Raw genomic sequence first — 20,345 nt, 5'->3', positions numbered from 1 at the left:
GGGAGAAGGGAGAGCGCTCCACCGCCGCCGCATCCGTCGCCCACTTGCCTCCACCCCCGCCTTTGGTGTAATCGCTCCGCACACTCGACGTCTTGTCTTGAAAGGAGGGCTGCGTGTCTATCGATCACCATCGTCAGCGTGGCCCGATTTCTGCCCTGCGAGTTCGCTTGCAGGGCTGACCGGGGACATCACGGGTTTTTTCCCGCTCGATTTTTTTGGTCTGCCCTTCGTGGTGCGCAAAGCTGAGCCTGATGGCCGGCAAGCACACCGTCAAAGTGGATCCGGAGTTCTCTCCGGCAAGACCAGAGAAATCAAAATGGCCCTGATCAGCCTCAAATCCCTCGGCGTCACCATGAGTGCGCCGCTGTTTTCCAGCCTCGACCTCACCATCGGCGCCGGCGACCGGCTCGGCATCGTCGCCGCCAATGGCCGTGGCAAGTCGACCTTGCTTAAATGCCTGACCGGCGCGCTGGAGCCGACCTCGGGCGACATTTCTCGCACGCGCGGCCTGCGTGTCGGCCATGTCGAGCAGTCGGTTCCACCTGCCCTTCTTAGCCGCACCTTCCATCAGGTGGTGGCCGATGCCTTGCCGGCCGAGCAGGCCGACAGCGAGATGTGGCGCGTCGATGTGGTGCTGGATTCGCTCGACGTGCCCGAGCCGATGCGCGAACGGCCGATGCAGGCGCTGAGCGGCGGATGGCAGCGGCTGGCGCTGATCGCCCGCGTCTGGGTCACCGATCCGGATGTGCTTTTGCTCGACGAGCCGACCAACCATCTCGACCTCGCCAAGATCAGCCAGCTGGAAAGCTGGCTGAACGCCCTGCCGCGCGAGGTGCCGGTGGTCATCGCCAGTCACGACCGCGCCTTTCTCGACGCTGTCACCAACCGCACGCTGTTCTTGCGCCCGGAGGACTCGCCGGTGTTTGCACTGCCCTATTCCAGGGCGAGGCAAGCGCTCGACGACCTGGACGCTTCGACGGCGCGCCGGTTCGAGCGCGACATGAAGGTGGCGCAGCAACTGCGCAAGCAGGCCGCCAAGCTCAACAACATCGGCATCAATTCCGGCAGCGACCTTTTGACGGTGAAGACCAAGCAACTCAGGGAACGGGCGGAGAAGCTGGAAGACGCCGCGGTATCGGCGCATCGCGAGAAATCAGCCGGCGCGATCCGGCTGGCCAACCGCGGCACCCATGCCAAGGTGCTGATTACGCTGGATGACGCCGCAGTGGAAACGCCGGACGGCACGCTGCTGTTCAAGACCGGCAAGCGCCACATCTGCCAGGGCGACCGCATCGTGCTGCTCGGCCGCAACGGCGTCGGCAAGTCGCGTTTCGTCGATCTGATCCGCAACGCCATCGCCGAGCCGGACACGGTGCCGAACGTCAAGGTGACGCCGTCGACGGTGCTTGGCTACAGCGACCAGGCGCTGGCCGGCATCAGTGGCGACGACACGCCGCTGGCCCTGGTCTCGCACCGCTACGATGTCGGCGAGCAACGCGCCCGCTCGCTGCTTGCCGGCGCTGGCGTGGTCATTGAGATGCAGGAGAAAAAGATCGGTGTGCTGTCCGGCGGCCAGAAGGCGCGGCTGATGATGCTGGCGCTCAGGCTCACCCACCCCAACTTCTACCTGCTGGACGAGCCGACCAACCATCTCGACATTGACGGCCAGGAAGCGCTGGAGGAGGAACTGCTCAAGCACCAGGCGAGCTGTGTGCTCGCCTCGCATGACCGCTCCTTCATCCGCGCCGTCGGCAACCGCTTCTGGCTGGTCGACAAGCGGAAGCTGACCGAAGTCGAAGACCCCGAGGATTTCTTCCGCTCGGTGGCTGAAACGGTGGGCTGAGGAACTACCACCATGGGCCGCACCGTGTTGCGGTCCATGCTTTCGCATCTCCCGCAAATATTTTCAGCGTTCTGTCGGATCGGCTGAACCTGCTGCGTCCTTGGGATGCCGACACGATGATGCCGGCTTCATCTGAGGAGAACGCATCATGTCCATTTTGTCATCCATAGGCCGCGTCGCCGCCCGTTACGCACAGAACCGCGCCCGCTATCGCAGCGAGCGCGAGCTTCTGGCCCTGCCGATCGAACTGCGCAAGGATATCGGCTGGCCGGAAATCCTCATCGACGCGCAAAACGGCCCGCGGATCTGCAGGGCGCCCTGACCATGCGGTCGGGAAAGATCGATGCAGGCCGCCGCGGGGCGACCGTTGCTCAGTCATGCGTATCGCCAGACAGCGGCGTCGCCTGCATCGATCGACGCTTTTCGAACGCCTCGAACCAGCGCGTCAGCCGCGCCCGCGCGCGAAACGACGGCAGCTGGCGGAACGCCATCCAGGACAGCGTGGTGGCAAGCGCTACATGGCCGACATGGAGCGATGTCTCGGCGTCCAGCGCGCTTTCGATCCAGTCATAGCTGGCCTCGATTTTTTCCCGGTAGCCTTCGGCAAGCGCTGCATAGCGCAACTGTTCGGGCCGCCTTTCCGTCTCCCAGCGCAGGCCTATGCCCGTCTGCGCCAGGCCTTGGGCGACCGCCTGCAGCCGCAACGCCTGCCAGCGCGCTTCGCCGTCCTGCGGCAGCAATTTGCGGCCGTCATGCAGCGTATCGAGATAGGCGCAGATGACATCGGAATCGAAGAGCGGCGGCGCATCCGGCCGCAGCAGCACCGGCACCTTGCCGAGCGGGTTTTCGGCGTAGACACGGGCATTGCGCAAGGTCGGGCTGGTCTCGTGATGAATGACCTCGAGCCGGTCGGCAAGCCCGACCTCATGGGCGAAGACGAGCGCCTTGCGCGCAAAGGGCGAATGGGTCTGGTAATAGAGGATCATTGTCGTCTCAGCGGGTTGGAGAAGCAGTCCCCTTTTCTAACCTGCTCATACCGAGGATTGCGCTCTGATTGGGCGCCGCCGACGCAAGTTCATTTCACCCCAAAAATCGCATCGGCCCAAAAAATCGCATCAGACATGTAGGATTGCCGCCGCCTCGTTCGTCCTGAGGTTCGCAAAGGCCAGACCAAGCGCCCAGACCAAACCCAAAGAGGAACAAGACATGACCGACCAGACCCCCATTCAGCCGGCCGCGAAAGTTCTCGGTGGATTGACCCCCTATCTGCAGCTGGACGGCGCCTTCAAGGCCGCCGAATTCTACAAGAAGGCCTTCGGCGCCGAGCAGGTGTTCTTCTATCCGCCCGATGAGCAGGGCCGCACCATGCACATCCATCTCCACATCAACGGCTCGACGCTGATGATTTCCGATTTCTACCCCGAAAACGGCATGCCTGCCGTCAAGCCGCAGGGCTATACCATGCAGCTCCATCTCGGCGCCGACGAGATCGATGGCTGGTGGAAGCGCGCGGTCGATGCCGGCTGCGAAGTCGCAGTGCCGCTGCAGCTGATGTTCTGGGGCGACCAGTGGGGCAACATGCGCGATCCCTTCGGGGTCGAATGGGCGATGAACGCGCCGGCGAAGAAAGACTGACCACCGCTGACAAAGCTCCTCACCGGCTGACGCCGGTAAGGAGCTTTGTGAGATACTCCAAGGAAAACCCAATGTCCTATGTCGATGGTTTCGTGCTCGCCGTGCCGAAGGCAAATATCGATGACTACAAGAAGCTGGCCAACCTCGCAGGCCCGATATGGAAGGAACACGGAGCGCTCGCCTATGTCGAATGTACCGCCGACGACGTGCCCTATGGTGAGTTGACCTCGTTTCCGCGTGCCGTTCAGGCAAAAGACGACGAGATCGTCGTCTTTGATTGGGCCGTCTATTCGTCCAGGCAAAGCCGCGACGCCGGTAATGGCCAAGGTGATGGCCGATCCCCGTTTGACACCCGATTTGGGGCCCATGCCCTTCGATATGAAGCGCATGATCTTCGGCGGCTTCCAGCCCTTCATCGAGCTTTAGCCGCTGCTCAGGCCAGCTTGTCCAGCAGCGGCTTCAACCTGTCGCCATAGCGCTTCCAGAGATCGACCGAGCCCCGATACATCGGCTGGCGCACCTGCGCGGCCGAGGCCGTGCGCACCGGGCGGTCGGTCTCGTGGAACGACAGCGCCTTGTCGTCCCAGGACAGGCCGAGATGCCCGATCAGCGCCCGCGTCTGTCCCTCTTGGTCGGCCACGAAATCCTCGTAACGCACGTTATGCACGACGCCCGGCAGAACATCGTGCCAATGCGCCATGATGTCGGTGTAGATATTGTGGAAATCGGCGAGCTCGCCCAGATCATAGCCGTAGCGGTGGTTGTCGCCGCGGAAATGCACCTTGTAGATCGAAAGGCAGGTCGCCGCCGCATCGCGCGCGCAATGGATGATCTTGGCTTTCGGCAGCATCATATGGATGAAGCCGATGAGCAGGAAGTTGCCGGGCATCTTGTCGGTGACATGCCTGAAGTTGGGATAGCGCTCATGCAGCATGTCGAGATAGGCTTGGCCCGCCTCCGCAAACTCCGCGTCGGATACATCGACCAGTCCCCAGGGGAAACCTCCCGGCATGGTCAGCGGAAATTGCTTGCCGACCGCGGTTTTCAACATGCTGAGCTCGCCCGCGCCATAGACTTGTGGATGGCTGGCGATGATCTGTTCGACCAGCGTGGTGCCGGAGCGCGGCATGCCGACGACGAAAATCGGGGTGTCGTCGGAGATTGCACTTGGCTTGTGCTTTTCGAAAAAGCCGGCGTTGAACACCGTCTTCATCGCCTCGAATTCGGCCCGCGTCCTGACCGGATCATAATCGATGCCCTTGCGGCGGATCGCATTGCCTTCAGCGAAATAGTCGAAGGCCCTGTTGTAGTCCTTCAAATCGTCATTGGCCTTGCCGAGACCGAAGGACAGCTGCATGCGCGCCAGGCTGTCGGCCGGCGCCTTGGCATGCTGGGCCTCCATGCCGGCGAGTTCGGCGTCGCGCTCCTTCTGGCGCTTGACCTGCGTCAGCATCAGCCAGGCCTTTGCCATGCCTGGCGTGATCGCCAACGCCTGCCGAAACAGGTCTGCCGCTTCATCGAGCTTGCCTTTTTCCATCAGCCCGACGCCGAGCCCATGCAACAGGTCGGCATCCTTGGGCCGGATCGTCAGCGCCTCGCGAAAGGTCGCCAGCGCCTCATCCAGACGACCGGCTTCCTGCAACGTTTCGGCAAGCCCGATGCGGGCGCGGACATGGAAGGGATTGCGCCCGATTGTGCCGCGATAGATGTCCTCCGCAGCCTCGAACTGGCCGAGCTGTTTCAACGCCGAACCCAGATTGTCGCGTGCCGCGAGCTGGTCGGGCTTGAGATCGACCGCGCCGCGGAAGAAATCGGCGGACGCGGCAACGCGGCCGAGATCGCGCATCACCGTGCCGAGATTGTTGAGGAAATCGGGATTCTTCGGCTGCAGACGCACAGACTGCTCGATCAGCTCCAGCCCTTCGGGGCTGCGCCCGGTCTGGTGCAGCAACAGGCCCAGGAAATGCGCCGCTGCCGGGTGATTGGCCTTGCGCGCCAGCACCTGCCGGTACAGCGTCTCGGCCTCCTGCCGGCGCCCGGCCTGATGCAGCTGCAGCGCCTGCTGCACATATTGGTCGAGGCCCAGCGGCGGCTGTCCGCCAGCTCCAGCACCCGCCGCTCTTCTCTGATCTCTGTTGATGGGAAACCTGCCGTGTTTTGTCCGCTTGCCGCGATCTAGGCCATCGGCGCTGCAGGTTCAAGGGAAGAGTGGGCTCGCCAAGGGCGCGGACCTCTTCGAAACTCTAGAGGAATTCCAGGAAAATGTAGCGTTCAAATCAGCCGGTTGCTCTCGGCGAGCCGGCGCTCCCGCCGTTGCGTGCCGTCGGTGTCGGCAATCTTGCGCCGTGCCGCTTCGTCGCTTCTTATCGTCAGGCGCACTGACATTGCCTTGGGGAAGAGGACGATTGGCTCGATTGTTGCGGTCGGACGATCCGGCGTTTTCATGAATCTCATATATTTTTGCCTTTCGTAAAAAATAATCTTAGGGGCACCGGAATAATTATTCCGATGCGCTCTAAATAAGAAATTGGCTGATATTGTTCCACGATAGCAGATTTATTAGGGGTTTATACGAGAAATTTTTTATACCGGTCGAGCCGTGGCGGAAATCAGCTTGAATAGCCAACAATTTCGGATTATTGATCTGAGATCGTTTTTTGGGTCAAGCTTGGCATATAGCGGCGTCGGAGATACTCGACCCGCCAAACTCATTCCAATCGCCGATGGTTGAGTTCCCGGTTGATGCCGGAAAGCATCGACGAACCAGAGCCAAGCCAATGCCGGATCGCACCACCCGTTCCATCGCCCATTTCGCGGCACCCTTCGTGCTTAGCGGGCTGGAAGGGCAACTGCCGGCCGGCGACTATGACATCGATCACGACGAAGAGCTGATCGAGGGCATGTCGCGGCTTGCCTGGCGTCGCGTCGCCACCTTCATCCATTTGCCGGCAAGGGCGGTGAAGAACCCGGCCACCAGCCAGCTTGTCGCCATCGACTACCTCGAACTCGAAACAGCGCTGAGGCGCGACCAGGAGAACGCAGCATGATCCGCTTCCAGCAGAATGCGCGTCCGCGCACCGACACGCCCTCGCACCTCTTCGCCGTCGGCCAGACCGTGCGCATGAAGAGCCGCAGCGGGCTCGCCCAGAAGACCGCCGAGCTGTTTCAGATCAAGAGCAGATTGCCGGTCAAGGATGGCTCGCCGCAATATCGCATCCGCAGCGAGCAGGAGACCTATGAGCGGGTCACCACGGAAGACAACCTCGAAGTGGCGGACGCCCCGGCTGTCCCCGACAGCCCGGCCGTCTGACACCGCACCCACCCAGCACGTACGAAGGAGCAGACAGATGGCCAAGGGTCAGCAGCGCAGCAATCGCGAAACTCGCAAGCCCAAGAAAGACAAGGTGGTGGCCAAGGCCGCCTCCCCGTTCGGTTCCTCGGTCAAGCAAGCCGAGAGCAGCCTGAAGCCGAAGTCGAAGGGCTGACAAGGCAGGGACGCGCCTGGCGTACCTGCCAGCAATGGACTGACGATCTCGCGCAAAACTCTGCAACGGAGGCTTGCTTGACGTTCTTCGTCGAGCCGCTCGCGCGACGTCGACGAAGCCACGCTCGACAAGGTATCCTTCTTCCCTTGGAGGTGAGAAGCGGTCCGCGCAGCAGACGAAAAGCCAATTGTTGGCTTTTCGAGTTTCGAACGCCCTGAGCCTGCGAAGGACCAAGGGTGGTCCGGTCCACCCGCCCGGTCCCCGCTGCTTCGCAGGGTCCCGGCATTCGCCGCCTTTTTTATCGTGTCAGTGGGACGGTGAATTCGCCTCCGGCGGACTCACCCGACAGGGGAGAAGGAAAAATCAGCAGGGGCCGTCCTCGACGACGCGGTAGTCGGCGGCACGGGCCTCGCAGGCGTTGGGAAAGGTGCGCAGCTCGCCATGGCGGCGGGCGCAGACCGGGGCGTATTCGCGCGTGCAGAATGTCGGCTCTTCGCCACCACCGCCACCACCGCCGCCGTCGCGGCAAGGGCCGTCGCGAACGATGCGGTAGCCTTCCCGTTCGGCAAGGCAGGCATTGGCGAAGGTCTGGCGGTCACCGCCGCGCCGCGCGCAGACCGGCTCGTATTGCCTGGTGCAGAATTCCGGTTCCGGCCGTGGCGGGCGCGGACGTGGTCCCGGCCCGTCATCGACGACGACGGTGCAGGCCGCAAGAAGACCCGACAGGAAGAGAATAGTAAAACCCTGGCGCGAGAAGATCGTCGCAAGAAATCTCATGAATATGCCTCCCTCGAGACCCCCGTCCCCGGCGCAAAACGCGCCTGTCGATCCTCGCCATTGCCTTGCCAAATGCAACCCCCGTTTGCGGCGCGGGAGCCATGCGATGCCCGGCCCGCGCATTGGTTTGGCCCTGGACCAGACCGCTGGACCATGCGTGGCCGGGCTCTGGCTGATGAACTCTTAAGAACCCAGGTTTATCGAAGCGCCTTCGTTGGGATGCGTCGATGGACGCGGCCCGCGGCGCTATCTTGCAACTATCACGTTTCCGTGCGATAAATTTTGTGTTCGGGCATTTGCGACCCGGAGAGCGGAACGTTTTGGACGACCTTTCCCCGATACTGTGAATCTCTGACGGCCCCGTTTTCGGCGGGGGTTTTACCATGCGCAAATGCAGGACTGCCGAAGCAACCACCGGGACTTGCCCACGATGCCAGGCGGCGGGCAAACCATAAGACTGACACGGGTGAAGGAGTTTCCCCAATGGCCCAGACCGGCACCGTTAAATTCTTCAACGCGACCAAAGGCTTCGGCTTCATCACGCCCGACGGCGGCGCCAAGGATGTGTTCGTCCACATTTCCGCGATCGAGGCCTCGGGCCTGCGTACCCTCGTCGACGGCCAGAAGGTCACCTTCGACGTTGAACCCGACCGCATGGGCAAGGGTCCGAAGGCGGTCAACCTCCGCGCGGCCTGAACCGGCGGTGCCCGCGCGCCCGTCAGGGCGCTCGAAAAAGCACCTCAAGCGTGTTTGAACCGGCTTTGTCAGCCGTCCAGAGTTTCGAAGGCGCGACGTTTCTGGTCGCGCCTTTTTCATGTCCGCCGTCGCCGCAGGCAAAGGACGCTCTACCGGTCCATGGCGTGGCTGATCGCCGGAGCAATCGTCTGGCGCGAATTGCCTTCGGTGCAACAATCTATTTGACCAGCCTTCAGCGTTGCCGCCCTGGCCAAAACTTTCTCTTGCCGATAGCGCTAAAATAAAGGACAAATTTCCCTTCGGGCATTTGCCGGCCCGAAACTGGACTTTATGGGATCAAAGGGAGCTTCCCATGCCGCAGACCGGCACCGTCAAATTCTTCAATCATGCCAAAGGCTTCGGCTTCATTACACCCGACGACGGGCAGAAGGATGTCTTCGTTCATATTTCGGCCGTGCAGGCTTCGGGTCTTTCCGGTCTGGAGGATGGACAGAAAGTGACATTCGACACCGAGCCGGACAAGCGCGGCAAGGGTCCGAAGGCCGTCAACCTGTCGGTCGGCTAAGCCGGCTCAAGACAGTCCGGACGGAGATTGACGAGGCGGAGCGCCTTGCGTACGCGCTTGGTTTTGCCGCAAGAACTGGATCGTATCAGCCAATTCCGTTCAGCCCCCGTTCAGCCACGGTCTTCTATTAATCGTCCCCTAGGCTGGACCGCATCCCCGAAAACTATCCGGGCCGGCACGAAGGAGACCAAAATGAATCGCATTTTCAAGACCGCCATCCTGGGCGCCGCTCTCGCCGCGACCACCCTCGCCACCTTGCCTGCCGCCAATGCCAAGGACTGGAACCGCTGGCATCATGGCCATGGTCGTCATCATAATGGCGACGCGCTTGCGGCCGGTGTCGTCGGCCTTGCGGCCGGCGCTCTGATCGCCGGTGCGCTGAGCAACCCGCAGCCGCGCTACAGCAGCTATGATGACGATTACGACTACCGCGAAGTGCGGCCGGCGCCGGTGCGCCGTTACTATGCCGAACCGCGGGTCGTCTATGCCGACCGCTATGCCGAGCCGTGGACCCGCGACTGGTACGAATACTGCTCGGACCGCTACCGGAGCTTCAATGCCCGCAGCGGCACGTTTACCGGCAATGACGGTGAGCAGCATTTCTGCGTCGCGAATTGAGCTTCCCTGTCCCACAAAAAGCGCTGACCGCAAGGCCAGCGCTTTTTTTTGGCAGAAAGACATCGCTAAGTCAGGAAGGGATTGGTCCGCCTCTCCTCGCCAAAGCGGCCACCCGGGCCGTGGCCGCAGATGAAGCCGATCTCGTCACCGAGCGGCAAAAGCTTGTTCTTAATCGAGGCGATCAGCGCCGCATGGTCGCCGCCCGGCAGGTCGGTGCGCCCGACCGAGCCGCGAAACAGCACGTCGCCGACATGAGCGAACTTCGCCGCGCGATTGTAGTATACGACATGGCCGGGCGCATGGCCGGGGCAGTGCAGCACCTCGAACATATGTGAGCCGAACGAAACCGTCTCGCCCTCTGCGAGAAACCGGTCGGGCACGCAGTTGCGCGCCCCGGCAATGCCGTAGCGCTGGCCCTGGTTCTCGAGATTGTCGAGCAATAGCTTGTCGGCTTCGTGCGGGCCGATGATCTCGATGCCGAGTGCTTCCTTCAGCTCCATGGCGCCGCCGGCGTGATCGATGTGGCCATGGGTGATCCAGATCGCAGCGGCGGTGATCGCATTGTCCTTCAGCACCGCCAGCACCTTGTCGATGTCGCCGCCCGGATCGACGACGACGCCATGCTTGTCATCCATGTCGAACAGGATGGTGCAGTTCTGCTGGAAAGGCGTGACCGGCACGATGCCGGCATTGAGCTGACCCATGATTGTCCTTTCGCTGTTCCAGCGTGATGTAGAGGCGCGGGCGAAGGCCGTCCACTGCTGAAAGGCAAACAGTCCGTCCCAAAACAGAAATGGGCGGCCCAACGGCCGCCCATTTGACGAAGCCTGAGTCTCGAGCAATTCCAGGAAAAGTGTAAAGCGGTTTTCCGTCCGGAATTGGGTAAAACAACAAACTAGATCATTCGCCGTGAAACGGTGAATGATCTAGAGGCTTACTTCTTCATCGCGCCCATGACCGCACCGATGATGCCGGTCAGGATGGCGCCGCCGCCGGCGCCGCCGAGCAGGTTTTTGAGGTTCAGCGTATCGCCCAATCCGCCCGCTGCCGTTGCAGCCGCTGCCGGGTCGGCCGTGCCGCCGAGCAGGCTGCCGAGGATCGCCGCCCCGCCAACGCCGCCAACCGCGCCGCCGAGGATTTTGGTCAACTGGCCCATCGCCGCATTCTTCAGCGCAACGCCGACCGCCTGACCACCGACAACACCTGCAATTACCTGTACAACGAGCGCAATGAGCGTATTCGTATCCATGTACCTAGTCCCTCCATAGCTGCCAGCCTCCCGGGCCGACACCATCATGAGACGCTGAATTGTACGAAAGTCAAATGCACAGATGCTGAAATAAAGGGGCCGGCCTCAAAACCGCCCCTGCTTGCGAAAAAAGCTGTGACTTTCGTTATTCTGCGGCTATCGCATGCTTAGGTTGCACCGCAGCAGAATAGTCGTTCATCAAAGTCTTGGCGATCTCGCCGACCTCGAATCGGTACGGACCGATCTCGGAGACCGGCGTCACTTCCGCTGCCGTTCCGGTGAGGAAGCACTGTTCGAAGCCTTCGAGTTCCTCAGGCATGATGGCGCGCTCGACGACTTCAAGGCCGCGGTCCTTGGCGAGGCCGATGACGGTGCGGCGGGTGATGCCGTCGAGGAAGCAATCGGGCTTCGGCGTGTGGATCTTGCCATCCTTGACGAAGAAGATGTTGGCGCCCGTTGCTTCGGCGACCTGGCCGCGCCAGTCGAGCATCATGGCATCGGCATAGCCCTTGGCCTCGGCGGCATGCTTGGACATGGTGCAGATCATGTAGAGGCCGGCGGCTTTCGACTTCGACGGCGCGGTGCGCGGATCGGGCCGGCGCCATTCCGCCAGATCGAGACGGATGCCCTTGAGCTTCTGCGCCGGGTCGAAATAGCTCGGCCATTGCCAGATGGCGATGGCGCAGTTGATGCGGCTGTTCTGCGCCGACACCCCCATCTGTTCGCTGCCGCGCCAGGCGATCGGCCTGACATAGGCGTCCTGGAAACCCTGCTTCTTCAGAAGCGTGGTCGAGGCGTCATTGAGCTCGGCCACGGAATAGGGAATATTGAAGCCGAGCAGGCGCGCCGATTCATGCAGACGCTCGGTGTGCTCGTTGAGCTTGAAGATGGCGCCGCCATAGGCGCGCTCGCCCTCGAAGACGGCGCTGGCATAGTGCAGGCCGTGGGTCAGCACGTGGATCTTGGCATCGGCCCATTTGACGAACTCGCCGTTGATCCAGATGAAGCCGTCCAGTTGGTCGAAGGGAACGGATGCCATGGAAACCTCCCGCGGGCGGCGACCCGCACATCATTAGTGTTGTTCTTGTTGCGCGACAGCCGCGTCGGGCGGCCCTTGAAGCGTAAGCGGAGAATCGAACTCTGGCAAACTCAGGAAGTTCCGGAAAAACCGCACTCCCTTGCCTTTTCGTTCGCATTCAGCCCAAAAGCTTGTCAAAAATTACCATTGCGGGGAAATTACGTCAATAGTACTGACATAATTTCCCTCTATGGACGGAGAAATGATGACGGATCGAAGCCCAGCTGCCGGAAAACCGATCAAGACGCCGATCACCGACGAGGACGGCATCGACTTCGCCATCATCGAACTGTTCTTCTTTGCGTATCGCGATTTCACTTCCGATCCGGACCAGATCCTGGCCGATTACGGCTTTGGCCGCGCCCATCACCGGGTGCTGCATTTCGTCAACCGCCGGCCGGGACTGACGGTCGCTGAACTGCTCGACGTGCTCAAGATCACCAAGCAGAGCCTGGCGCGGGTGCTCAAGCAGTTGATCGACACCGACCATATCGTGCAATTGCAGGGTCCGCGCGACCGCCGCCAGCGGGAGCTCTATCCGACAGCCAAGGGGCGCGCCCTGGCGCTGGCCCTGGCGCGGCCACAGTCACGCCGCATCCGTGCTGCATTGGAAGATTCCGGAGCCAGCGAGCGTCCCTTGATCGAACGATTCCTGGAAGCCATGGTCAATCCGGAACTAAGGGCGCAGATCGACATTGTGCCTGCAAACATGTCAGGGAAAAGCCATGGAGACCATTGAGAGGGTGGACCAGCCGACGGCGCCGGACGATGACGCGCCGCATCTGCTTGTGGTCGACGACGACACCCGCATTCGCAATTTGCTCAAGCAGTATCTGACCGAAAATGGTTTTCGCGTCACAGTCGCCGGAAATGCCGGCGAGGCCAGGCGAAAGCTTGCAGGACTCGACTTCGACCTCCTTGTCCTCGACGTCATGATGCCCGGAGAGACCGGCGTCGACCTCACCAAGGCGCTGCGGGCGGAGAAGAACGTACCGATCCTGATGCTCACCGCGCTATCGGAAACCGACAGCCGCATCACTGGGCTCGAGGCCGGCGCCGACGACTATCTGCCCAAGCCCTTCGACCCGCGCGAACTGATCCTGCGCATCAATAACATTCTGCGCCGCGGCGGCCCGGCGACGACGCCCAAGGTCGAGCAGCTGGTCTTCGGCCCCTACACCTTCCAGATCGCCAGGCGCGAGCTGAAGCGGGGCGGCGAGGCGCTGAAGCTGACCGACCGCGAGCAGGAGATCTTGGCGATCTTTGCCGCGCGGGCCGGCGAAACGATCCCGCGTCACGAGCTTGTCGGCGACGATTCGGAAGTCGGCGAGCGCACCATCGACGTCCAGATCAACCGCCTGCGCCGCAAGATCGAGCGCGATCCGTCCAATCCGGTCTGGCTGCAGACGGTGCGCGGTATTGGGTATCGGCTCAGCGTGGAATAGAATGCCGCTGACGGCCGCCCTTGGCCATAGATGTGTGGCCATCGACCAGCGGCATCGACCAGCGGCCATTGACCCAGCGAAAGGACAAATGGCGACCACGCAACTGGAACGGCCGGAACAGGGCGGCTTTGGCGCGCGCGTATCACGCGCGCTGAAAGCAATGCCGCGTGCCTGGAAGCGGTTCTGGCGGCTGGTTGCGTTCTATATGCCCAAGCGGCTTTATGCCCGCTCGCTGATCATCGTCATCGCGCCGATGATCCTTCTGCAGTCGGTCGTCGCCTTCGACTTCATGGAACGCCACTGGGCAACCGTGACGCAGCGCCTGTCGCAGGCCACCGTGCGCGACATCGCCGCGATCATCGACATGATCGAGACCTATCCGCACGATGGCGACTACGCGAACATCATCCGCATCGCCCAGGACCGCATGCAGTTGAAGGTCGACCTCTTGCCGCCCGACCCGTTGCCGGCGCCTGGACCCAAGCCATTCTTCTCGATCCTTGACGACGTCCTTTCCACCGAGATCACCCGCCAGATCAACCGCCCGTTCTGGATCGACACGGTCGGCAATTCCAACATCGTCGAGGTCCGCATCCAGCTCGAGGGCAAGGTGCTGCGCGTCTTCGTGCGCCGCAGCCAGGCCTATGCCTCCAACACCCACATCTTCCTGATCTGGATGGTCGGGACGTCACTGGTGCTGCTGACGATTGCCATCCCCTTCCTTCGCAACCAGATCCGGCCGATCCTGTCTCTGGCCGAGGCCGCCGAAAGCTTCGGCAAGGGCCGGCCGATGCCGCGCGATTTCCGCCCACGCGGCGCCGAGGAGGTTCGCCGGGCCGGCTTTGCCTTCATCCAGATGCGCGAGCGCATCGAACGCCAGCTGGAACAGCGCACCGCCATGCTGACCGGCGTCAGCCACGATCTCAGAACCATCCTCACCCGCTTCAAGCTGCAGCTGGCGCTGGCCGGCGGCAAGCCCGAGACCAAGGCCGCGCTCAACCAGGACATCGACGACATGCAGTCGATGCTGGAAGGCTATATCGCTTTTGCCCGCGGCGAAGCGTCGGAAGATGCCGGCCATTTCGATCTCGAGGCCTATTTCCAAAAGCTCGGCGAGGAGGCGTCGCTGCACAAGCGCAAGCTATCGACCGTGCTTGCCGGTGATCCGGACGTGCATGTGCGCCCGCACGCTTTCGCCCGGCTGTTGTCCAATGTCGCCGGCAATGCCTTGCGCTATGCCAAGACGGTGGAGATCAGCGCCGATCACGGCCGCGGCTCACTCGTCGTCACCATCGACGATGACGGTCCGGGCATCCCGCCGGAAAAGCGCGAGGACGTGTTCAAACCGTTCGTGCGGCTCGACGAAGCGCGCAACCTCGACGCCAGCGGCACCGGCCTTGGCCTCTCCATCGCCCGCGACATCGCCCGCAGCCATGGCGGCGACATCACGCTGGAAGACAGCCCGCTCGGCGGCCTGCGGGCGGTGATCAAGGTGCCCGCCTGACCAAAGCATGATCTGGAAGGCGGGCTCGGCCAAAAACCAGCTTCATCCGCCCGTCATGAAACCATGGCCAAGAGCGCGCATGAAGCGCGCGACCTCAGTTGATTCGGCTCAGCCGCCTTACTTCGACCTCGTGCCTGCCCGGGTGCGGTGGAGCGAAGCGAGGGCAGCCGGGCCGTACCGCTATCGCATCAAGGCAACCGTCGACCCGAGCAAAGGACCGCAATGCGCATCCTGATGGTTACCGACGCCTGGCGGCCGCAAGTCAACGGCGTCGTCCACACGCTGGAGCGGCTCACCGAAACGCTGAAAACCTTCGACGTTGCGGTCGACTTCCTGACCCCGAACATCTTTCGCACCTTGCCGTTGCCGACCTACCCCGACATCAGGCTGGCGCTGACCACGCCCGGTCATGTCGCGCGGCTGATCGAGGCTCGCAAGGCCGACCATATCCATATCGTCACCGAAGGCCCGCTCGGCATCATGGCGCGGCGCTATTGCCGCAATGCTGGCCGTCCCTTTACCACCAGCTATCACACCCGCTTTCCCGAATATCTCAGCGCCCGCCTGCCGGTGCCGGAGAGCTGGGCCTATCGCTGGCTGCGTGATTTCCACAATTCCGGACAAGGCACGCTGGTCGCCACCCAGTCGCTGGCGGAGGACCTTGCGTCGCGAGGCTTCACCAAGCTCAGGCCGTGGACGCGGGGCGTCGACACCGATCACTTCCGCCCGGACAAGAAGAAGGACCTCGGCTTTCCCGGCCCGGTATTCCTGTGCGTCGGCCGCGTCGCCATCGAGAAGAACCTGAGCGCCTTCCTCGATCTCGACCTGCCCGGCAGCAAGGTGATCGTCGGCGAAGGACCGGAACTGGCTAGGCTCAGGGCGAAGTACCCGCAGGCGCACTTCCTCGGCCATCGCCCGAACGATGAGCTGGCCGAGATCTACGCCTCGGCTGATGTTTTCGTTTTCCCCAGCCGCACCGACACGTTCGGCAACGTCATCATCGAGGCGCTGGCCAGCGGCACGCCGGTGGCCGCCTATCCGGTCACCGGACCGATCGACATTGTCGGCGACGGCATCGGCGGCGCGGTGTCGACCGATCTGCGCGAGGCCTCGCTCGCCGCGCTCAATGTCGACCGCGCCGAGGCGCGCGAACGCGCCATGCGCTACAGCTGGAAAGCCTGCGCCGAAATGTTCATGGACACGGTCGAAGAGGCGCTGAGCACAAGGCGCAAGCTGGCCGCCTGACGCAATCTTCCTAAAACAACCTGCCGCCGTCCGGCACCTTGCGCTCGATGGCGCCAAGGACCACGGCGCCTTCCTCATCAGGGAAGCCGAGCGTGAGCACTTCCGACATGAACGGACCGATCTGGCGCGGCGGGAAATTCACCACCGCAAACACCTGCCGTCCCACCAGCGTTTCCGGCGCATAGTATTTCGTGATCTGTGCCGAGGATTTCTTCACGCCGATCTCAGGGCCGAAATCGATCTTCAGCTTGAAGGCGGGTTTGCGCGCCTCGGGGAAAGGCTCGGCCTCGACGATCGTGCCGGCACGGATGTCGACACGATCAAAATCGGCAAAGCTGATCTCGGGCTTGCGCGCGCTGCTCGAACTCATGGAAGCTCAAGCGTTGCCATAGGTCTCGAACAGGACGCCGGCCAGCGCATCCTTGGCCGAGGTTCCCGACCAGACAACGAACTGGAAGGCCTGGAAATAGCACTCGCAGGCTTCAAGCGCCGACGACAAAAGCACCTCGACCTGCTGGCTCGACGGTTCGACCCCGCCGGCGAGCAGCAGTGACTGGCGAAACATGATCGCGCCCTCCTGCTCCCAGAGATCGAAATGGCCAAACAGCATCTGCTCGTTGATCAGCGACAAAAGCCGCATCACTTCCAGCGCGCGGGCTTCCGGCACCTTGATGTCGAAAGCACAGGCCAGATGCAGCGCCTCGAAATCCTCCATCCATGAGAAGGAGACGTGATAGTCGGTCCAGCTGCCGGCAACCGAGATCGAGATTTCGTCATCGCCGGCCCTTTCGAAGGACCAGTCATTGTTATGGGCGACCTGCTCGATGACATCCACCGGATGGATTTCGCGGGAGAATTCGAGTTCGAGAAGTTCCATGGAATGCTTCCTGTGTTCAGGGGAGCGCCACACGCTCCGCGGGGCACACACGACGAACAATCTTGTCTTGAACTCGGACGGCCAGGACTTCACGACACAAAGACCCCGGACCGGACCCCACCGCCCGGCCGCATGACCCTGCTCCGAATCATGCAACAAATTCAGTCTATTGATCGGGAGTCGCGTGAACAGCCTAATTTTTCGCACTGCGTCATCAGCATGTGGAAAGGCGCTGTCACAAAGATTCATGCATCGCCGGTAAACGATTCACGGCAAAGCATTTTTTCGGATTGTGCTTTGTGGAAAAGTTCAAATTTTATTTTTTTGCTTTGGGCTTTGCCGCAGCCACAGGTGCGGCCTGTCCGGTCAATTCGGCAAGCCTGGCCTCGAGCGCATCGATGCGGGCGGCCAGCCTGGTGTTTTCTTCGCGGGCCTTGGCAGCCATGTCGCGGGCAGCCTCGAACTCCTCGCGCTGCACCACATCCATGGTGTTGAGGATGCGCTCGGCCTGCCCCTTGAAGGCAGTCTCCACCTCGCGGCGCACGCCTTGTGCGGCACCCGCGGCATCGGTCATCAGCTTGGCGAATTCATCGAGAATGCGGTTCGGTCCGGTCGACATGGCAAATCCTCGCTTGCTGGAATTGACGTAGTGGCACTGCCTGCGGAATGCAAGAACGTTGAAGCTGGTGCGGCTTCATGTCGGACGCGATTTGGCTCACGGTCCGGCCGACAGATTGCTATTATCGCAAATGGATTCTTGGAACGACGGTTGCCGTGACGGACAGTGCGGACTTGGAGAAGCGCTTTGCAGCACTCGATGCAGCACTCGCAAAGGGCATTTCGGATGCCGATGCGGGCCGGGTCTAGCCTGGCGACGAGGTGCTGGACAGGCTTGAAGCCAAATACAGGGCAATGGCAGAGAGAACCAAGTGAAGTTACTGGTCTTCACAGACCAGCGGCCTAGTTTTCCTCACGACTTGCTCCAGGCAAGAGTCACTCTCATTCAGGATCAACCAATGGCAACGCCCCCGCGCCGACCGACCAATCCGATGGAAGCCGCTGAAGCGGCCTTCAAGCCGGTCAAGAAACCCGCGCCTCCCATTCGCGAACCCTCCGCCGCACCAAACGTTCGCGAGCTTGTCTCGATCAGGATCGATCGCGCCGTGCTCGACCATTTCCAGGAAGATGGCCCCGGCTGGCAAGACAGGATCAACGATGCGCTCAGGCAATTGGTCGCCGGCAAGCCGCAGGGTTGAGCCCATTATCTCTGACGATCAGGATGTCGTCACCTTGCCTTGACCCCGCCAAAACCCTGCCGCATGGTCCGCGCCCTAACGCGAGCCCTCCCAGGAGATCCTGTTGAACGACTATTTCCCGCTGCCGATGGCGTCGCTGTCCTTCCCCAACATCGACCCGATCCTGGTTCAGATCGGCCCGCTGGCTGTGCACTGGTACGGCATCGGCTATATCGTCGGCATCCTGTTCGCCTGGTGGTACGCCAAGCGGCTCGTCACCAACACAAGGCTGTGGCCTGATGGCGTCTTGCCGATGAAGCCGATCGACCTCGACGATTTCATCGTCTGGGCCGCCGTCGGCGTCGTGCTCGGCGGACGCACCGGCTATGTGCTTTTCTACGATTTAAAGCGCTATATCGACCACCCGCTCGACATCTTCGCCGTCTGGCAGGGCGGCATGTCGTTCCATGGCGGCCTGCTTGGCGTCATCCTCGCCATGACGCTGTTTTCCCTCAAGCGCGGCATCCGCACCTGGACGCTGTTCGACGTGGTGGCAGCCGGCGTGCCGGTCGGGCTCGGCCTCGTCCGCATCGCGAACTTCGTCAATGCCGAACTCTGGGGTCGCGTGACCGACGTGTCGTGGGGCGTCGTCTTCTGCAACGAGCGTCTCCAGCAGACCGTGGCGGGTTGTGTCGCGGGCCTGGAGCCTCGCCATCCGAGCCAGCTCTACGAAGCGCTGCTCGAGGGCGCGGTGCTGTTCCTGGTCCTGCGCTTCCTCACCCATTCGCGGCTGAAGCTGAAGACGCCGCGCTTTGTCGGCGGCGCCTTCATTTGCGGCTACGGCCTGTCACGCATCTTCGTCGAGTTCTTCCGCGAGCCCGACCAGCAGCTCGGCTACCTCCTCGGCGGCTGGCTCACCATGGGCATGGTGCTGTCGCTGCCGATGGTGCTGGCCGGCATCTGGGCGATGGCCACAGCCAAACCGGCGCCGCAACCACAGCCGGCATGACACGGCTGAAGACCCGCATCGTCGACCTGATCGGCGCGCTCGGCCCCCTCCCCGTCAACGAGTACATGGCGCTCTGCCTGTTCGATCCCAGCGACGGCTACTACACCACGCGCGAGCCGTTCGGCGCCGCCGGCGACTTCGTCACCGCACCCGAGATCAGCCAGATGTTCGGCGAACTCGTCGCCGTCTGGCTCTATCAGGCCTGGCTGGCGATCGGCCGACCCCTGCCGGTCACCATCGCGGAGATCGGGCCTGGCCGCGGCACGCTGATGAAGGACATGCTTCGCACCCTGACGCGGCTCGATCCGGCTATCGCCGCCGGAGCATCCTTCGCTCTGGTCGAGACCAGTCCGCGGCTAACCGAAATCCAGAAGCAGACGCTTGCCGAAACTTCGGTTGAGCTCGGCTGGCACGAAACCATCGCCACACTACCGCAGGCGCCGTTGCTGATTGTCGGCAACGAATTGTTCGACGCTGTGCCGATCCGCCAGTTCATCCGCGCCGGCGCCGGCTGGCGCGAACGGGTGATCGGCCTCGATGTCTCAGACGAGTTGAGCTTCTTCGCCGGCGCCGGCTCGGTCGAGGCGACGCTGCTGCCGGAAGACGCCGCCGAGGCGCCACAAGGCTCTATTTTCGAAATAGCACCGGCCCGCGCGGCACTGATGGCGACCATTGCCGAACGCATAGCCGACCACGGCGGCGCCGGGCTGTTCCCCGATTACGGCCATCTCCAGCCCGGTTTCGGCGACACATTGCAGGCCGTGCGCAGGCACGCCCCCGAAGATGTGCTGGCCAATCCCGGCGAAGCCGATCTCACCGCCCATGTCGACTTCGCTGCACTGGCCGCCGTCGTGCGGGCGCATGGCCTCGATGTGGAATTGGCGACGCAGGGCGACTTTCTGCTTGGCACGGGATTGCTTGAGCGAGCTGGCCAGTTGGGCAGCCAGGCAAGCCAAGAGGCACGACAAACCATTGCCGATGCCGTCGAGCGCCTGGCCGGCCCCGACGGCATGGGCACGCTGTTCAAAATCCTGAAAATCCTGCCGCATCAGCCAGTCTGACCCTCAGAGATCGTTACAAGCCG

The 20,345-nt window shown here is 62.3% G+C and carries 26 protein-coding genes and 1 pseudogene; 17 read left to right on the top strand and 10 right to left on the bottom strand.

The window, feature by feature from the left end:
• The first annotated feature begins 316 nt into the window (after window positions 1–316).
• Complete coding sequence (locus NLY33_RS13215; protein WP_023705892.1) at window positions 317–1,843, top strand: ABC-F family ATP-binding cassette domain-containing protein; 1,527 nt, start codon at window positions 317–319, stop codon at window positions 1,841–1,843.
• 148 nt (window positions 1,844–1,991) lie between these two features.
• Window positions 1,992–2,165: a hypothetical protein gene (locus NLY33_RS13210; protein WP_023672009.1), complete on the top strand. Its 174-nt coding sequence runs from the start codon at window positions 1,992–1,994 to the stop codon at window positions 2,163–2,165.
• 49 nt (window positions 2,166–2,214) lie between these two features.
• On the opposite strand, the gene NLY33_RS13205 is transcribed toward NLY33_RS13210, so the two are convergent.
• Complete coding sequence (locus NLY33_RS13205; RefSeq protein WP_023705893.1) at window positions 2,215–2,829, bottom strand: glutathione S-transferase family protein; 615 nt, start codon at window positions 2,827–2,829, stop codon at window positions 2,215–2,217.
• Between the two features lie 220 nt (window positions 2,830–3,049).
• On the opposite strand from NLY33_RS13205, the gene NLY33_RS13200 reads away from it, so the two are divergent.
• Both NLY33_RS13200 and NLY33_RS13195 read left to right on the top strand, forming a co-directional pair.
• Window positions 3,050–3,478 carry a VOC family protein gene (locus NLY33_RS13200; RefSeq protein WP_023705894.1) on the top strand — a complete coding sequence of 143 codons (429 nt, stop codon included), beginning with the start codon at window positions 3,050–3,052 and terminating at the stop codon, window positions 3,476–3,478.
• A 71-nt stretch (window positions 3,479–3,549) separates the two neighbouring features.
• Window positions 3,550–3,904, top strand: a pseudogene (locus NLY33_RS13195) (DUF1428 domain-containing protein).
• Window positions 3,905–3,911: 7 nt separating this feature from the next.
• Here NLY33_RS13195 and NLY33_RS13190 read toward each other — a convergent pair.
• Together NLY33_RS13190 and NLY33_RS13185 are read right to left on the bottom strand one after the other, a co-directional pair.
• Window positions 3,912–5,546: a tetratricopeptide repeat-containing sulfotransferase family protein gene (locus NLY33_RS13190; protein WP_023701593.1), complete on the bottom strand. Its 1,635-nt coding sequence runs from the start codon at window positions 5,544–5,546 to the stop codon at window positions 3,912–3,914.
• 203 nt (window positions 5,547–5,749) lie between these two features.
• The gene (locus NLY33_RS13185) at window positions 5,750–5,932 is read right to left on the bottom strand and encodes a hypothetical protein (protein WP_023705895.1); all 183 of its coding nucleotides are present in this window, start codon (window positions 5,930–5,932) and stop codon (window positions 5,750–5,752) included.
• Window positions 5,933–6,255: 323 nt separating this feature from the next.
• On the opposite strand from NLY33_RS13185, the gene NLY33_RS13180 reads away from it, so the two are divergent.
• From NLY33_RS13180 to NLY33_RS13170, 3 genes are read left to right on the top strand one after another with little or no spacing between them, the layout of a single operon-like run.
• Window positions 6,256–6,525 (top strand): hypothetical protein, encoded by a 270-nt coding sequence (locus NLY33_RS13180; protein WP_023701590.1) that lies wholly within the window; start codon window positions 6,256–6,258, stop codon window positions 6,523–6,525.
• On the top strand, window positions 6,522–6,788 hold the full coding sequence (locus NLY33_RS13175; RefSeq protein ID WP_023683726.1) for a hypothetical protein: 267 nt from the start codon (window positions 6,522–6,524) through the stop codon (window positions 6,786–6,788). The genes NLY33_RS13180 and NLY33_RS13175 overlap by 4 nt, the downstream gene beginning before the upstream one ends.
• A 37-nt stretch (window positions 6,789–6,825) precedes the next feature.
• On the top strand, window positions 6,826–6,963 hold the full coding sequence (locus NLY33_RS13170) for a hypothetical protein (protein ID WP_023683725.1): 138 nt from the start codon (window positions 6,826–6,828) through the stop codon (window positions 6,961–6,963).
• Window positions 6,964–7,326: 363 nt separating this feature from the next.
• Here the strand turns inward: NLY33_RS13170 and NLY33_RS13165 are convergent, their stop codons facing one another.
• Window positions 7,327–7,740: a Kazal-type serine protease inhibitor domain-containing protein gene (locus tag NLY33_RS13165; protein ID WP_023672018.1), complete on the bottom strand. Its 414-nt coding sequence runs from the start codon at window positions 7,738–7,740 to the stop codon at window positions 7,327–7,329.
• A 483-nt stretch (window positions 7,741–8,223) separates the two neighbouring features.
• Here NLY33_RS13165 and NLY33_RS13160 point away from each other — a divergent pair, with 483 nt between their 5' ends.
• The 3 genes from NLY33_RS13160 (at window position 8,224) to NLY33_RS13150 (ending at window position 9,619) form a co-directional block, all read left to right on the top strand.
• Window positions 8,224–8,436: a cold-shock protein gene (locus tag NLY33_RS13160; protein WP_006202520.1), complete on the top strand. Its 213-nt coding sequence runs from the start codon at window positions 8,224–8,226 to the stop codon at window positions 8,434–8,436.
• A 352-nt stretch (window positions 8,437–8,788) separates the two neighbouring features.
• A complete protein-coding gene (locus tag NLY33_RS13155; RefSeq protein WP_023672019.1) occupies window positions 8,789–9,001 on the top strand; it encodes a cold-shock protein in 213 nt (70 codons plus the stop codon).
• 192 nt (window positions 9,002–9,193) lie between these two features.
• Complete coding sequence (locus tag NLY33_RS13150; protein ID WP_023672020.1) at window positions 9,194–9,619, top strand: BA14K family protein; 426 nt, start codon at window positions 9,194–9,196, stop codon at window positions 9,617–9,619.
• Window positions 9,620–9,684: 65 nt separating this feature from the next.
• Here the strand turns inward: NLY33_RS13150 and NLY33_RS13145 are convergent, their stop codons facing one another.
• From NLY33_RS13145 to NLY33_RS13135, 3 genes are all read right to left on the bottom strand, one after another.
• On the bottom strand, window positions 9,685–10,323 hold the full coding sequence (locus NLY33_RS13145; protein WP_023695789.1) for an MBL fold metallo-hydrolase: 639 nt from the start codon (window positions 10,321–10,323) through the stop codon (window positions 9,685–9,687).
• 230 nt (window positions 10,324–10,553) lie between these two features.
• Entirely contained in the window at window positions 10,554–10,868 is a 315-nt protein-coding gene (locus NLY33_RS13140) for a hypothetical protein (RefSeq protein WP_023672022.1), read from the bottom strand.
• 145 nt (window positions 10,869–11,013) lie between these two features.
• Window positions 11,014–11,907 carry a branched-chain amino acid aminotransferase gene (locus NLY33_RS13135; protein WP_023672023.1) on the bottom strand — a complete coding sequence of 298 codons (894 nt, stop codon included), beginning with the start codon at window positions 11,905–11,907 and terminating at the stop codon, window positions 11,014–11,016.
• 244 nt (window positions 11,908–12,151) lie between these two features.
• Here NLY33_RS13135 and NLY33_RS13130 point away from each other — a divergent pair, with 244 nt between their 5' ends.
• From NLY33_RS13130 to NLY33_RS13115, 4 genes are all read left to right on the top strand, one after another.
• On the top strand, window positions 12,152–12,685 hold the full coding sequence (locus NLY33_RS13130) for a MarR family winged helix-turn-helix transcriptional regulator (RefSeq protein ID WP_023683723.1): 534 nt from the start codon (window positions 12,152–12,154) through the stop codon (window positions 12,683–12,685).
• Window positions 12,672–13,391, top strand: coding sequence for a response regulator (locus NLY33_RS13125; protein WP_023672025.1), 720 nt, complete (start codon window positions 12,672–12,674; stop codon window positions 13,389–13,391). The genes NLY33_RS13130 and NLY33_RS13125 overlap by 14 nt, the downstream gene beginning before the upstream one ends.
• Window positions 13,392–13,479: 88 nt before the next feature.
• Window positions 13,480–14,895: an ATP-binding protein gene (locus NLY33_RS13120; protein WP_023705896.1), complete on the top strand. Its 1,416-nt coding sequence runs from the start codon at window positions 13,480–13,482 to the stop codon at window positions 14,893–14,895.
• A 222-nt stretch (window positions 14,896–15,117) separates the two neighbouring features.
• Window positions 15,118–16,140 carry a glycosyltransferase family 4 protein gene (locus NLY33_RS13115; protein WP_023683722.1) on the top strand — a complete coding sequence of 341 codons (1,023 nt, stop codon included), beginning with the start codon at window positions 15,118–15,120 and terminating at the stop codon, window positions 16,138–16,140.
• Window positions 16,141–16,150: 10 nt separating this feature from the next.
• On the opposite strand, the gene NLY33_RS13110 is transcribed toward NLY33_RS13115, so the two are convergent.
• The 3 genes from NLY33_RS13110 to NLY33_RS13100 all read right to left on the bottom strand — a co-directional run bounded on the left by NLY33_RS13110 (window position 16,151) and on the right by NLY33_RS13100 (window position 17,636).
• Window positions 16,151–16,510: a tRNA-binding protein gene (locus tag NLY33_RS13110; RefSeq protein ID WP_023672028.1), complete on the bottom strand. Its 360-nt coding sequence runs from the start codon at window positions 16,508–16,510 to the stop codon at window positions 16,151–16,153.
• A 6-nt stretch (window positions 16,511–16,516) separates the two neighbouring features.
• The gene (locus NLY33_RS13105) at window positions 16,517–17,017 is read right to left on the bottom strand and encodes a type III secretion system chaperone family protein (protein ID WP_006202532.1); all 501 of its coding nucleotides are present in this window, start codon (window positions 17,015–17,017) and stop codon (window positions 16,517–16,519) included.
• A gap of 316 nt (window positions 17,018–17,333) precedes the next feature.
• Window positions 17,334–17,636 carry an accessory factor UbiK family protein gene (locus NLY33_RS13100; RefSeq protein WP_023672029.1) on the bottom strand — a complete coding sequence of 101 codons (303 nt, stop codon included), beginning with the start codon at window positions 17,634–17,636 and terminating at the stop codon, window positions 17,334–17,336.
• Between the two features lie 397 nt (window positions 17,637–18,033).
• Between NLY33_RS13100 and NLY33_RS13090 the strand changes: the two genes are divergently transcribed.
• The 3 genes from NLY33_RS13090 (at window position 18,034) to NLY33_RS13080 (ending at window position 20,322) form a co-directional block, all read left to right on the top strand.
• Window positions 18,034–18,273 (top strand): BrnA antitoxin family protein, encoded by a 240-nt coding sequence (locus tag NLY33_RS13090; RefSeq protein ID WP_023683720.1) that lies wholly within the window; start codon window positions 18,034–18,036, stop codon window positions 18,271–18,273.
• 103 nt (window positions 18,274–18,376) lie between these two features.
• The gene (lgt, locus tag NLY33_RS13085) at window positions 18,377–19,261 is read left to right on the top strand and encodes a prolipoprotein diacylglyceryl transferase (protein ID WP_023672032.1); all 885 of its coding nucleotides are present in this window, start codon (window positions 18,377–18,379) and stop codon (window positions 19,259–19,261) included.
• The gene (locus NLY33_RS13080; RefSeq protein WP_023683719.1) at window positions 19,258–20,322 is read left to right on the top strand and encodes a class I SAM-dependent methyltransferase; all 1,065 of its coding nucleotides are present in this window, start codon (window positions 19,258–19,260) and stop codon (window positions 20,320–20,322) included. The genes lgt and NLY33_RS13080 overlap by 4 nt, the downstream gene beginning before the upstream one ends.
• The last annotated feature ends 23 nt before the right edge of the window (window positions 20,323–20,345 follow it).

The organism is Mesorhizobium sp. C432A (genome assembly GCF_030323145.1).
Taxonomy (GTDB): Bacteria; Pseudomonadota; Alphaproteobacteria; order Rhizobiales; family Rhizobiaceae; genus Mesorhizobium.
This window is presented reverse-complemented; position numbering and strand designations above follow the sequence as displayed.